Genomic DNA, 12,344 nt, shown 5'->3' on the forward strand with positions numbered 1-12,344 from the left:
ATGAGCATTTTCATTGCCGGTCGTTCCATCCCCCAGGCCAACCTGATCAGTCAATCCTGCAGGCATGTCCTTCAGTTCATCGACGGCGGCGAGCACTGGTTGAAGTGGGCCATGGAATCGCATGAGCACCGCTACGCCTTCTCCGACGAGGGCACGATGCTCGATGGGGTGCAACAGGGCCTGCACGGTTCGCGCATGACATGGTTGCCGCGCACCGGGTTGCAGATCGGCCCGGTCAAGCTGCTCAGCCTTGGTGCCAGCGACCTCGGTGCCCTGCGCAACATGGAGTTTGATGACGAGACACGCCTGTCGCACAACGAGGCACAGCGAGTGCTGGAAAAACACCGGCTGCTGACCAACGCCGAGCTCGGCGCCTCGCGCGCGTTCCTGGCTTCGATCGGCGCGGCCGACGCACCCCTGCTGCAGCAGCTGGACTTTCGCGAATCGGTGGCGCTCCACCAGCTGGCCGGTGAGGTGGGCATGTCCGCCGCAGGGCGCGACGACCTGGCCGACGCTGCCGGCTTCGCGCTGCTGCACGCGCGCAGGCCCATCGAGTTTGCCGACTACTTCCGCTTCTACCAGCGGGTGAGCACAGGAGGTGGCAGCCGCGAACATCGGCTGACGCGTGCCACCCGTGCGTTGCAGCAGGTGCTGCCGATCCTGTTCGGCTTCCTGGACGGGCCGCAGCTGCCACAGTTGCCGTCGCCAGAGCAGGTGCGCGAGGCGATCGACGCAAGCCTGGCCGCGCACCGGCAGATCGGCTATGCCCGCATCTCGCTGGCCGCCCAGCAGATGGCGGCCTGCTTCGACGACGAACCCGAACTGCTGCAGGATGACAGCCGGTTGCGCGAGGCCGCGCGGTGGCAGCTGCGCGATGCGCAGGAATTCCTCAACGAACATCCGGTTTCCCGTGGCCGGCTGGGCCAGGACGGTGCCAGCGTGCAGTTCGCGATCGATGGTTCCAGAGCGAAGGCGCTGATACAGGTGGAGGACAATGTGATCACCCTGCAGGATTACCGCCGAACCCGCCGCCACCTGGGCGATGAAGCGCGGGTGGATTATCAGAAGGATGCAGTGTGAACCCGGCTCCGGCGCCAGATGGCGATGGCGTGCAGGCAGCAACAGAGGCCTTTGCTTCGGCAGCCGGCGCGGCCGTTGCTGCCGGACGCCTGGCGGCCCGGCAACAGGCGCAGAAGATCCTGGCCGATGCCCAGGCGGCATTGCGCCACATCCTGGGGGAGCGCAGTGACGGTGTTCCCCCCTCATCCCCAGCAGGAGCACCGACGATGACCTTCCCGACCCCGCTTCCCGGCAAGCCCACTCCCGCCCATCCGGCGGGCAGAACCCCGATGGAGATCGCCCAGGAACTGGCGGACGCCGCAATGGCTGCCAGTGAAGAAGGCATCCGCGCCGCGATGAAGGTTTCGCAACGCGCGGTCGAGGCCGCCGCCGAGGCCGCGCGACGCGCGGACGAAGCGGCCGAACATGCCGTGCAGCGCGCTGCGGAAGCCAACGCGCGCTGACGCCGCATCTGCCATCCCAACGCCCCGGGCAGGCCCGCGCCTGCACCGGGGCAATGTTTTTACTGGTGCGGGCTTCGCCGGTAGCTGCGCGGGCTGACCCCTACCGCGCGCCGGAAGCTCTTTTCGAAGTGGCTCAGGTCACCGAAGCCGACCTGCAGTGCGACATCGGTAATGCGCAGGCGCTGCCCATCCCGCAGCAGCTGCTTGGCGTGCTCGATGCGCAGTTGCTGCAGCAGCAGCTTGAACGTCGTGCCCAGCTCGCTGCGGAACAGGAATCCCAGGTGTGACTGGCTCACATGGGCCTGACGGGCAAGGTCGCCCAGCGTGAGCGGCTCTGCGGCATGGTCCTTCAGGTAGGCCAGGGCGCGTTTCAGACCGTCGTGCAGGCCTTCATGCGCTGCCCGCGGCGTATCCGGCTGCGCGGGCGCAGGACCGACGGTCTGCTCAACCGCGGGCAGCCGTTGCGGGGCGCGCCCGGCATCGCTGGCAACGTGGCCTGCAGCCAGATCCGGCGCGTGGCGTGCAAGATCCTCACGACGGATGCATCGGCCACCGGTCATCACCGCCAGCCGGACCACCACCCGCTCCATTTCCAGCAGATTGCCGGGCCAGTCGTGCGCGCACAGGGCTTCCAGCACATCGTCGCCCAGCACGCGGGGATTGAATCCATGCAGCTCCAGCGAACGCGCCGCCAGCGCGCCGATGTCCTCCACCCGTTCGCGCAGCGGTGGAATATCCACGGTCAGGAACTCCAGCCCAGCCAGCAGGGCGCGCGAGAACTGCTTCTCTCTCACCCGTTGTTCCAGGTCCGCGCTGGTCGACGCGATCACCCGTATCGGGCCGGCCGCCAGCGCGTCAGCTTGAGCGGCAGGCAGCCCACGCATGCGATGTGACAGCTGCCCCTGCAGCGGCACCGGCAGTTCGTCGACTTCGTGGAAGTACAGCGTCCCGCCCTGTGCGCGCGCGAACCAGTCGCTGGCTTCGCCCAGCGGGTGAACACAGTTCACTTCCACAAACGGGCCCTGCCGGGAAGGGCCGCCACTGTGCAGGGCGGCGGCCAGCTCCATCTTCTCGGTACCAAACTCGCCGCGCAGCAGGACCGGCAACGGGCTGGCCGCCGCGCGCTCCACGAATTCATCCATCTGCTTCAGCGCCTCGCCGGCGCCGACCAGCAACAGCGGCCGGCTCAATGCCTGTTCGGCCCAGGCCTTGGCTTCGTAGCGCTTGATCAGATGCGCGCAACGCTGGGCAAACTGCTCCCCCAGCGCCAGGGCACTGCCATCCAGCCGGCCCTTCTCGCCCTCCAGGTGCAGCTCACCCAACACCTCGCCGCCATAGCGGATGGGAACCCGCTGCAAGGAAACCTCTTGCCCGGACGCAGCTGGCAACCCCGCAGCTGCCCCTGCCACCGCACCACGCAACCGCACGTGGCCACCCCGCATCACCTTGTGCTGGGACAGCTCCTTCACGAACGCGCCCAGCAGCTCGGGCAATGACGGATAGGGCCGATAAGCGCGCTGCAGCATCTCACTGACTTGCCTGTGCATCGAAACTCCCCTTTGGAATGGCGACCCGATGCATCTGCAACGGGCGATCTCGCGATGCAGGCCCTCCGGCATCATCGCGGGATGCTGCGACGTCCACGCCGCATGCCGTACCCGCTGGTCGCACCGCTGGTGCCGTGCACGCTGCCCGCTCCCGCAGTGCCGGGAACTGCCATCGCTGCTGGAGGTCGGCAAGGCGGACGTCGTCCAGGCCGGGGGCGTGCGCCACAGGGCGGCACTGCCTGTGACGCGGCGCTCCCTGTGTTCCGGCCATCGCGTCCCTGGATTATGGGAAACGAGTTTCCAAAAAATAAGCATGATAATGACGTGAATATCCGCACCGGATATTTGTCGCCCGCGTTTCCGTGCACCGCGCACCGCAAAGCAGGTGAAGGCAAGGCGCCGGGATTCCATCCACGCTGATGATCAACGCGTCTGAGCGAACCAGGGACGGGCACGTATTGCGCCGCCGTGACGGCTGCACCGCCTGCTCGCCCAGGCCCGCAGGCCACCGCGCCTACCTGCCGCGGCGCCGCCCCCGATCAATGACCCATCGACCAGCAGAAGATTGCGCACCACGCACGGGTGGCATGCCTTCCGCTGCACCTGGCCTGTCGGCATACTCGCGCTCCCGACCGCAGCACGATCAAGGAGATCGACCGCATGGACCGCACCCCGCCACCCGTGCCCCCCAGGAACTACCTGATGTGGGCCATCCTGAGCATCATCGCCGGCTTCTGGCCGTTCGGCATCGTCGCCACCGTCTACGCCAACCGCAGCACGTCACTGGTCGCCAGCGGCCAGATCGGCGCGGCCACCGAGGCTTCGCGCAAGGCGCTGCGCTGGATGATCGCCTCCTTCCTCACCCTGCCACTGTGCCTGGCACTGATGATCGGCTATGCCCTGATCGCGCGCGGCATGGCCTGAAAGCCTGCCGTCGCCGTCGCGCCATGATGAATGGCAGGCGCGCGCGGCGGTGGCGGCGGCCCATCCCGCTCCTCTATAGTCAGTCCAGCTCGGCAGGCATGGTGCCTGCCCTCGAATCACAGGGAGTTGGACATGGGTCTGGTACAGGCGGTGAAGGGTGCGGTGGGTGGTGTGCTGGCCGACCAGTGGAAGGACTTCTACACCGTGCCCACGGGCCTGCCCTCGACGGCGGCCCTGTTCGCGGCGGTACCGCGCGGCACCAATGCCGGCCGCGGCTCCAATACCAGCGGCTCGTCCAACATCATCACCAACGGCTCGAAGATCATCGTGCCGGAGGGCTACGGCCTGCTGCTGTTCCAGGACGGCGCGATCACCGCGTTCGTCGCCGAACCGGGTGGCTACGAGTGGCGTTCGGACGATCTGAACTCGCAGTCGATCTTCGCCGGCGACGGCCTGGTCAGCACGTTCATCAAGCAGAGCTGGGAGCGCTTCAAGTTCGGCGGCCAGCCGGGTTCGCAGCAGGCGGCGTATTTCGTGTCGCTGAAGGAACTGCCGGACAACCGCTTCGGTACCCAGTCGGAAATCTACTGGGACGACGGCTTCCTCAACACCCAGGTGGGTGCGGTCACGCGCGGCTCCTACACGCTGAAGATCGTCGACCCGATCCTGTTCGTGAAGAACTTCGTGCCGGCCAGCTACCTGCAGCCGGGCCAGGTGTTCGACTTCACCGACCTGGACAACGCCGCCGCCAGCCAGCTGTTCAATGAAGTGGTCGGTTCGCTGGCCCCGGCCTTCAGCCTGTACACGAACGACCCGGGCAAGGGCAACCGCATCACCAAGCTGCAGCAGGATTCGCTGGGCTTTGCACAGAGCCTGTCTGCCGCCGTCGAGCAGGGCTACCAGTGGAAGTCCGACCGCGGCCTGGCCATCGTCAAGACCGCCATCGTCTCGATCGAGTACGACGCCAACACCCGCGAACTGCTGAAGACCGTGCAGCGCGCCGATGCCCTGTCGGGTTCGCGCGGCAATTCCAACCTGCAGGCCAGCGTCGCCCAAGGCATCCAGTCGGCCGGCGAGAACGGCGGAGCGGCTGGCCTGGTCGGTGTCGGCATGGCCTCGGGCATGTTCGGTGTCGGCGGCATGCAGCAGCCGGTCGCCCCGGCTGCCGACGACCCGGTGGCCAAGCTGAAGAAGGCCAAGGAAATGCTGGATCTGGGCCTGATCACCCAGGGCGACTATGACGCCCTGAAGGCCAAGGCACTGGGCCTGTAACAGCAGGACGCACAACGAACATGTCCGATCCCCGAAACGGCCCGCCGCCGCTGCCCGGATCCGCGCCCGCGACGCCGCCGCCCTTGCCGGCGGCGTCGTTGGATGGGCCCGGTTCGCCGCAGGACGTCCCTCCCCTGCCCGGCAGCTTCCCGCTGGACACCTCGAAACTGCCACAGGCCATCCGTGATGAAGTGGAAGCGCCCGACCCGGTGGCCATCGATACGTCGGCCAGCGAGCTGAAGGACGGCCTCAACCGCTGCCCGAAGTGCGGTGCCACCGACATCCGGCCCAAGGCCGGCACCGACATCCTGGTCTGCCTGTACTGCCGTCACGAATGGCGTGGCGCACGCGTCGAGGAAGAGTTCGGCCTGGGCGAGGCCATCGACCAGCTGCGCGGTACGGTCATTGCCTCTGGCGCACGTGACGTCGACGCCGACACCTCGGCACTGATGACGTTCAAATGCACCGGGTGCGGTGCTGAAGTCACGGTCAATACCGAGAGTACGATGACGGCGCGCTGCCACTGGTGCCGCCATGTGTTCGGCGTCAACGAGCAGATCGCCAACGGCGCGGTGCCCGATGCAGTGCTGCCCTTCCATATCAGGAAGGACGATGCGGTCGCGCGCATCCGCCAGTTCGTCGACAAGCGCCGCATGTTCGCGCTGAAGGCATTCAAGGACCAGTTCACCCCGGAAAACGTGGTGGGCGTGTTCCTGCCCTACATGATCGTCGACAGCAATGTCAGCGCGGCCGTGGCCGGCAAGGGTGAGATCCAGACCCGGCAGTACACCGTGGGCAGCGAGAAGAACAAGCGCACCCTGTACGACGCCGATGTCTACCAGGTCGAGCGCCAGGTCGACTTCACGGTCGATGACCTGCCACTGGAATCCTCGGCCGAGCGCGGGAATCTCGATACCCGCGCCAACACCAACAACATCATCAACACCATCCTGCCGTTCGATACCAAGAACGCGGTGAAATGGAACGCCTCGTACCTGGCCGGCTTCACCTCCGAAAAGCGCAACCTGGATGTGGAAAAGCTGCGGCCGCGGCTGGAAGACCAGCTGCTGTCGATCGCCCGCGCACAGGTGGAAGGTTCGGTGAAGCGCTACAACCGTGGCGTGCGCTGGGAACAGGAGCAGCTGGAGGTGCATGGCACCCGCTGGGTGTCGATGTACCTGCCGGTGTGGTTGTACTCCTACCACCAGCCCGGCAAGAACGGCGGCATGCTGCACTACATCGCGGTGAACGGCCGTACCGGCGAAACCATGGGCAGCGTGCCCGTGCAGCAATGGAAGATGCTGCTGGCGGCACTGGCCACCGGCACCGTCATTGAAGCCCTCGCAATTGCCTTCCTGGTGGCATCGACATGAGCGACGACAGTGGCCTCTGGCTGTTGGCGGCAGGTCCGGCCGGCGCAACCGCGCTGTACTGGGCGCTGTACCGCTATTACCGCAACACCGACAAATCGCACTCCTTCGAGCACGAGACCGCCATCGAGGCCAAGCCGGTCACCGGCTCGGACCAGCAGGTAGGCCGGGTTACCGGCACCGAGGAAAAGCGTATCCGCGGTGACAATGTGTATGAGTACCGGAAACGGGTGGTGCGGGTAAAGCCCGACCCGTAGCGCCAGGCCCTGCCTGGCTGCGGGTAGTGCCGGCCGCTGGCCGGCATTCCTTCGGTTCCTGGGCGCCAAGTGGGAGCCGGCCAGCGGCCGGCACTACCCTTCGCTGGGCTGCCGCCGCGCACACCCTCACACCGTCTCCCGCCCCACCGGTTCGATACTCGCGCGGTCCACCCTTCCGAGGATGCTGCAATGGCTGCCGTGCTCGCCCGTACCTGCCTGTCCGCGTTGTGCTGCCTGGCCCTGCCCGCCCTGGCCCAGGACGCCTCGTTCGGCTTCGGCGAACAGACCACCCACACCGACCAGACCACGCAATCCAGCAGCACCCGGACCCAGAGCAGTGGCGCGGTGACCACCCAGACCACCACCAGCGGCAGCTCGCAGTCCGGGTCACGCAGCGAAAGCAAAGAGATCGACGTGGGCTTCGGTTTCCACGACGACAACGACGACTGGGGCCGCGACCGCCACCGTGGCGGCCGCGATGTGCGCGACAGCGATCTGTTCGGCAGCTGGACGCTGGGCCAGGAGAACGGCAACACCTGCTCCATCGAGCTGAAGAACATCGAGTGGTTCGGCGGCTACAGTGCCTACGTGCCCGCCGGCTGCCCGGATGGCTTCTTCTCGGCCAACCGTTGGGTACTGTCGGGCAACCAGCTGCTGCTCACCGACACCAGCAACACCGTGTTCGGGCGCTTCCGCGCGTCAGGCGGTGGGCGCTGGACGGGCTACCGTGAATCGGATGGGGCGCGTTTGTACCTCAATCCCAAGGGGCACTGATCGCGCCGTGCACGCAATGGGCACGCGCTGATCGGGAAGATCAGGCGTCCGCCCCGCCCCGCCGCCGAAATGTCCGCTCCCACCGGTTCCCGTCTGGTCATCTATGCCGCCCTCGCGGGCAACCTGGCCATTGCCATCGCAAAGTTCATCGCTGCCGGCATCTCCGGCAGCTCGGCCATGCTCAGCGAGGGCGTGCATTCGCTGGTCGACACATTGAATGAACTCCTGCTGCTGTATGGGCTGCGCCGTGCCGGCAAGGCGCCAGACCCGGTACATCCATTCGGCTATGGCCGCGAGCTGTACTTCTGGAGCTTCATCGTCGCCCTGCTGGTGTTCGCCGCTGGCGCCGGCGTCTCGGCGTACGAGGGCATCCAGCACATCCGCCGGCCGGAGCCGGCCACCAACCACGCGTTGAGCTACAGCGTGCTGGGCATATCCATCCTGTTCGAGGGGGCCTCCTGGTGGGTGGCGCTGCGCGAGTTCCGGCGTACCAAAGGCAAACTTGGCTACTTCGAAGCCTTCCGCCGCAGCAAGGATCCGTCCACCTTCACCGTACTGCTGGAAGACAGCGCTGCGTTGCTCGGGCTGGGCTTCGCGTTGATCGGCCTGGTGGCCGCGCAGGTGCTGGATATGCCGGTGCTTGATGGTGTGGCGTCGCTGTGCATCGCCGGCGTGCTGGCCGCAACCGCCTTCCTCCTGGCCCGTGAAACCAAGGGCCTGCTGGTTGGAGAGCCTGCCCACCCTGCGGTGGCCGAGCGGATCATGGCGGTGGCCGAAACCGATCCGGATCTGCGTCGCGCGAACGGCGTGACCACCATGCAGATGGGACCGGAACAGGTCGTGGCCATGCTCAGCGCCGAGTTCGAGGACGATCGGCAGACCCCACAGATTGAAGCCTGCATCACCCGCATCGAAACGGCGGTAAAGCGCGAGTATCCGGAGCTGGTGGCACTGTTCATCAAGCCGCAGACGCCCGAGGTCTACGCCGCCCGGCGCGCCACGCTGGCGGCACCGCCCGCGCCGGAATGACGCTGCGTCTGCGCCCGTTTCACCAGTCCAATGCCACAGTGCCACCAACATCTGCCCGAACCTGCCTCTACCGTGCCGGATTGGTTGCCCGCCTCTCTCCAGATCCTCCCGCGCAGCTTCTACCGGCGCCCGCCCGTCGAGGTTGCGCCCGAGCTGCTCAACAAACTTCTGGTCCGTGACGATGGCCGAACGGGTCGCATCGTTGAAGTCGAAGCGTACGCAGGCAGCGTCGATCCGGCGGCGCACTCCTATCGCGGGCAGACGCCGCGCACGGCCAGCATGTTCGGTGAGGCCGGCCACCTGTATGTCTATTTCACCTACGGCATGCACTGGGGCAGCAACGTGGTCTGCGGAGAGGTCGGTGAAGGCGTGGCGGTGCTGCTGCGGGCCATCGAGCCGCTGGCGGGCCTTGAGCGCATGCACGAGCTGCGCCCCGCCGCGCGCCGGGATCACGATCTGGCCAGCGGCCCCGGCAAGCTCTCGCAGGCATTCGGACTGGACCGCAGTTTCGACGGCGCCGACCTGGTGACTGGCAGCCATGGCATCGTGATCGCAAGCGATGGGACCCCGCCTCCGTCCGACCCGCTAATTGGTCCACGCATCGGCATCACCCGCGCTGTCGATTTCCCTTGGCGCTGGCACATCCGTGACAATCGTCACGTATCGATTCAGCCACGGCGTACTCCCGCCCCTGCGAGGAAACGATGATGACCCCGCTCGACAAACCACTGCGACGCGAACTGGACATCGATGGCCGGCCCCATACCCTCACCGTGGACCCCGAAGGCCTCAAGCTGGTCGAAAAGGGGCGACGCAAGGGCATCACGCTACGCTGGCAGGACCTGGTATCCGGTGATGCCGCACTGGCCACCGCCCTGCAGGCATCGCTCCAGCAACACTGAGCGGGCGCGGCCACCTCACATCGGCATCACTCTGCCATGGCGATACATAACGCCGTGCGCACTAGCGTAGCGCCAGCCAGCTGCCGCAACCGCCCTCGCTACCCAGCCCTGAAAAGCGCCATGGACGAAGCCGAACGTCTGCTCGAAATCGAACGACTGCACCTGCTGGATACGCCTCCCGAGCCGGTGTTCGATGCCATCGTCGCCGCCGCCCGCGCCGCGACCGGCATGACCATGGGGCTGATCACCGTGGTGGCCGAAGACCGGCAGTGGTTCAAGGCCAATATCGGGCTGGAGGCCGTCACCGGAACGGCCCGCGAGATCTCCTTCTGCACGCATGCGATCCGCCACGACGAGCTGTTCGAGATACCCGACGCGCGCCAGGACCCTCGCTTCTCGACCAATCCCCTGGTGACCGCCGGGCCGCGCATCCGGCATTACGCCGGCATCCCGCTGGGCTCGGCCCATGGTGCACGCATTGGCACGCTGTGCCTGCTCGACCCGATGCCCGGCGTGCTGTCCCCCTCCCAGCGCGAACTGATGGTGCATCTGGCGCGGGTCACCACCCAGGTGCTGGAACAGCGCAGTACCCTGATGGCGCAGGTTGGCCAGGCGAAAGCGCTGCATCGCGAGCTGAAACGCAGCGAAGACTTCCTGGAGCGGACCAACCGCGCCGCCCGGGTGGGCGGCTGGGAGATGGACCTGGTCACCAACGAAGTGCGCTGGACCCGCGAGACCAAACAGCTGCACGGCGTGCGCAGCAACTTTGAACCGACGCTCGACACCGCGCTGTCGTTCTACCGCGAAGACAGCCGCAACATCATCCGCGCGGCCGTGCAGCGTTGCATCGACGAAGGCACGTCCTGGGAGGTGCAGCTGCCAATGACCACCGCCGACGGGCGCGCGATCTGGACCCGGGTGGTCGGCAGCCGGCAACAGGTCGACGGCCATCCGCGCCTGGTCGGGGCGATCCAGGACATCACGGACGAGCGAGCCGCGCTCGACGCGCTGGAAGCGAGCGAGACCCGCTACCGGCGGCTGTTCCACTACAGCCTGGGCCTGATCTGCACCCACACGCTGGACGGGACATTGACCTCGGTGAATCCCGCGGCGGTGCAGTCGCTGGGCTTCGAGGAAAGCCAGATGGTCGGGCGCAGCCTGTGCGACCTGATGCCACCGGAAAAACGCGAGGGCTTCAAGGCCTACCTCGCTCGGATCCAGGCAAACCACACCGACGCTGGCGTGATCGAGCTGATTGCCGCCGACGGTACGCGCCACTACTGGGCGTACCACAACGTGCTCGACAGCGAGGCCAGCCCGCCCTACGTGCTGGGGCATGCACAGGACGTCACCGCGCTGAGGATGCAGGAGCAGCAGCTGCGCGAAATGTCCTTCAAGGATCCCCTCACGCAGTGCTACAACCGGCGTTATCTGCACCGGCTGGATGAACTGATTGATGAGCGCTGGGCCTGCGTGATGTTCGATCTGGACCACTTCAAGCACATCAACGACACCCAGGGCCACCGCCGCGGCGACGCCGTCCTGGTCGAGTTCGCCACCTTCCTGCGCTCGCCGCTGGGCAAGGAGGAGACGGTGGTGCGGCTGGGCGGCGACGAATTCATGGTGGTACTGGTCGCGCCCGCGGATGGCCGGTTGAGCGAACTGGAGCACTGGTACCAGGACCACGCTGCGCTGTCGCCCAGCGCTTTCTCGATGGGTGCAGCCATCAACACGGCCGGTGAGCCTGTGGCCGACACCATCCAGAAGGCGGACAGCCGCCTCTACCGGACCCGCGCGCGCGTGCGCCGCGAGCGGCGCGAAGGCCCCGCCGTGCGTTGATCACGCCGCCCGCACCGTCACCCACGTCGGCGCGTGGTCGCTGGCCTTCTCCTGCAGACGCACCCAACGGTCGACGCCAGCGTCCTTCAGTCGCTCCGCCAGTACGGGATTCAACAGCAGATGATCGATGCGCAGCCCACGGTCGCGCTCGGCATGTTGGCGGAAATAGTCCCAGAAGGTGTAGATCGTGGCGTCGCCGTGCACCTTCCGCAGCGCATCGGTCCAGCCCTGCGCAAGCAGCCGCTCGAAGGCATCGCGAACCTCGGGCTGGAACAGCGCATCGCGGCGCCAGGCCTTGGGGTCGTAGACGTCGGCTTCGGTGGGAATCACGTTGAAATCACCCAGCAGCAACGCCGGGTGCGGCAGTTCGACCAGGCTGCGCGCGTGCCGGATCAGGCGCTCCATCCAGCGCAGCTTGTAGTCGAACCTGGGCCCGGGCTGCGGGTTTCCGTTGGGCAGGTAGAGGGCACCCACGATGACCCCGTGCACCGCCGCCTCCAGGTAGCGGCTCTGCGTGTCGCTGGGCTCGCCGGGCAATCGGCGGCGGCTCTCGACCGGCGTGGTCCCGCGAGCCAGCAACGCCACGCCGTTCCAGCGCGCCTCACCTTGCCAGAGCGCACCGTACCCAGCCTCCTCCAACGACGCAGCCGGAAACGCCGCGTCGGTCGCCTTCAGTTCCTGCAGGGCAACCACGTCCGGCGATTCCCTGTGCAGCCAGTCCAGCAGCTGTGGCAGGCGCGTGCCGATGCCGTTGACGTTGAACGTGGCAATACGAAGCGTCTTGCGTCGGGCCATGCAGGAAGCCTCCTCGGTGCCGGGAATGAGCATTCACTCTGCGCGCCCGCGCATGCACGGGCCGTGGATGCCACGTCATGATGCGGTGCCATTCGTTTCACGAACCGCTGCC

At 66.8% G+C, this 12,344-nt stretch carries 13 protein-coding genes; 11 read left to right on the forward strand and 2 right to left on the reverse strand.

The window, feature by feature from the left end:
- Positions 1 to 1,080, forward strand: a complete 1,080-nt coding sequence (locus tag AC5P56_RS10785) for a hypothetical protein (protein ID WP_495220286.1) — start codon at positions 1 to 3, stop codon at positions 1,078 to 1,080.
- On the forward strand, positions 1,077 to 1,523 hold the full coding sequence (locus tag AC5P56_RS10790) for a hypothetical protein (RefSeq protein ID WP_239683796.1): 447 nt from the start codon (positions 1,077 to 1,079) through the stop codon (positions 1,521 to 1,523). The genes AC5P56_RS10785 and AC5P56_RS10790 overlap by 4 nt, the downstream gene beginning before the upstream one ends.
- 59 nt (positions 1,524 to 1,582) lie before the next feature.
- Here the strand turns inward: AC5P56_RS10790 and AC5P56_RS10795 are convergent, their stop codons facing one another.
- Complete coding sequence (locus AC5P56_RS10795) at positions 1,583 to 3,070, reverse strand: AraC family transcriptional regulator (RefSeq protein ID WP_288496120.1); 1,488 nt, start codon at positions 3,068 to 3,070, stop codon at positions 1,583 to 1,585.
- 660 nt (positions 3,071 to 3,730) lie between these two features.
- Here AC5P56_RS10795 and AC5P56_RS10800 point away from each other — a divergent pair.
- From AC5P56_RS10800 to AC5P56_RS10840, 9 genes are all read left to right on the forward strand, one after another.
- Positions 3,731 to 3,994: a CD225/dispanin family protein gene (locus AC5P56_RS10800; RefSeq protein ID WP_041863485.1), complete on the forward strand. Its 264-nt coding sequence runs from the start codon at positions 3,731 to 3,733 to the stop codon at positions 3,992 to 3,994.
- Between the two features lie 132 nt (positions 3,995 to 4,126).
- On the forward strand, positions 4,127 to 5,266 hold the full coding sequence (locus AC5P56_RS10805; protein ID WP_014647262.1) for an SPFH domain-containing protein: 1,140 nt from the start codon (positions 4,127 to 4,129) through the stop codon (positions 5,264 to 5,266).
- Positions 5,267 to 5,286: 20 nt separating this feature from the next.
- Positions 5,287 to 6,639: a TFIIB-type zinc ribbon-containing protein gene (locus tag AC5P56_RS10810; RefSeq protein WP_495231635.1), complete on the forward strand. Its 1,353-nt coding sequence runs from the start codon at positions 5,287 to 5,289 to the stop codon at positions 6,637 to 6,639.
- Positions 6,636 to 6,893, forward strand: a complete 258-nt coding sequence (locus AC5P56_RS10815) for a hypothetical protein (protein ID WP_014647264.1) — start codon at positions 6,636 to 6,638, stop codon at positions 6,891 to 6,893. Before AC5P56_RS10810 ends, AC5P56_RS10815 begins: the two co-directional genes overlap by 4 nt.
- A gap of 189 nt (positions 6,894 to 7,082) precedes the next feature.
- A complete protein-coding gene (locus tag AC5P56_RS10820; RefSeq protein ID WP_134808907.1) occupies positions 7,083 to 7,667 on the forward strand; it encodes an AprI/Inh family metalloprotease inhibitor in 585 nt (194 codons plus the stop codon).
- Positions 7,668 to 7,736: 69 nt separating this feature from the next.
- A complete protein-coding gene (locus AC5P56_RS10825; RefSeq protein ID WP_049439609.1) occupies positions 7,737 to 8,696 on the forward strand; it encodes a cation diffusion facilitator family transporter in 960 nt (319 codons plus the stop codon).
- A gap of 72 nt (positions 8,697 to 8,768) precedes the next feature.
- Positions 8,769 to 9,404 (forward strand): DNA-3-methyladenine glycosylase, encoded by a 636-nt coding sequence (locus AC5P56_RS10830; protein WP_049439916.1) that lies wholly within the window; start codon positions 8,769 to 8,771, stop codon positions 9,402 to 9,404.
- Positions 9,404 to 9,598 (forward strand): hypothetical protein, encoded by a 195-nt coding sequence (locus AC5P56_RS10835; RefSeq protein WP_014647268.1) that lies wholly within the window; start codon positions 9,404 to 9,406, stop codon positions 9,596 to 9,598. Before AC5P56_RS10830 ends, AC5P56_RS10835 begins: the two co-directional genes overlap by 1 nt.
- A gap of 120 nt (positions 9,599 to 9,718) precedes the next feature.
- Positions 9,719 to 11,437 carry a sensor domain-containing diguanylate cyclase gene (locus AC5P56_RS10840; RefSeq protein WP_126412308.1) on the forward strand — a complete coding sequence of 573 codons (1,719 nt, stop codon included), beginning with the start codon at positions 9,719 to 9,721 and terminating at the stop codon, positions 11,435 to 11,437.
- Here AC5P56_RS10840 and xth read toward each other — a convergent pair whose 3' ends face one another.
- Complete coding sequence (gene xth / locus AC5P56_RS10845) at positions 11,438 to 12,232, reverse strand: exodeoxyribonuclease III (protein WP_014647270.1); 795 nt, start codon at positions 12,230 to 12,232, stop codon at positions 11,438 to 11,440.
- Positions 12,233 to 12,344 lie beyond the last annotated feature (112 nt).

The sequence above is a fragment of the Stenotrophomonas sp. YJH_SMC_131 genome, assembly GCF_059367975.1.

What these genes read in the sequence shown, in the direction of transcription:
- AC5P56_RS10805 (WP_014647262.1), top strand. Translation starts at nt 4,127, where the DNA reads ATGGGTCTGGTACAGGCGGTGAAGGGTGCGGTGGGTGGTGTGCTGGCC.
- AC5P56_RS10835 (WP_014647268.1), top strand. Translation starts at nt 9,404, where the DNA reads ATGACCCCGCTCGACAAACCACTGCGACGCGAACTGGACATCGATGGC.
- AC5P56_RS10785 (WP_495220286.1), top strand. Translation starts at nt 1, where the DNA reads ATGAGCATTTTCATTGCCGGTCGTTCCATCCCCCAGGCCAACCTGATC.
- AC5P56_RS10820 (WP_134808907.1), top strand. Translation starts at nt 7,083, where the DNA reads ATGGCTGCCGTGCTCGCCCGTACCTGCCTGTCCGCGTTGTGCTGCCTG.
- AC5P56_RS10810 (WP_495231635.1), top strand. Translation starts at nt 5,287, where the DNA reads ATGTCCGATCCCCGAAACGGCCCGCCGCCGCTGCCCGGATCCGCGCCC.
- AC5P56_RS10815 (WP_014647264.1), top strand. Translation starts at nt 6,636, where the DNA reads ATGAGCGACGACAGTGGCCTCTGGCTGTTGGCGGCAGGTCCGGCCGGC.
- AC5P56_RS10795 (WP_288496120.1), bottom strand. Translation starts at nt 3,070, where the DNA reads ATGCACAGGCAAGTCAGTGAGATGCTGCAGCGCGCTTATCGGCCCTAT.
- AC5P56_RS10825 (WP_049439609.1), top strand. Translation starts at nt 7,737, where the DNA reads ATGTCCGCTCCCACCGGTTCCCGTCTGGTCATCTATGCCGCCCTCGCG.
- AC5P56_RS10800 (WP_041863485.1), top strand. Translation starts at nt 3,731, where the DNA reads ATGGACCGCACCCCGCCACCCGTGCCCCCCAGGAACTACCTGATGTGG.
- xth (WP_014647270.1), bottom strand. Translation starts at nt 12,232, where the DNA reads ATGGCCCGACGCAAGACGCTTCGTATTGCCACGTTCAACGTCAACGGC.
- AC5P56_RS10840 (WP_126412308.1), top strand. Translation starts at nt 9,719, where the DNA reads ATGGACGAAGCCGAACGTCTGCTCGAAATCGAACGACTGCACCTGCTG.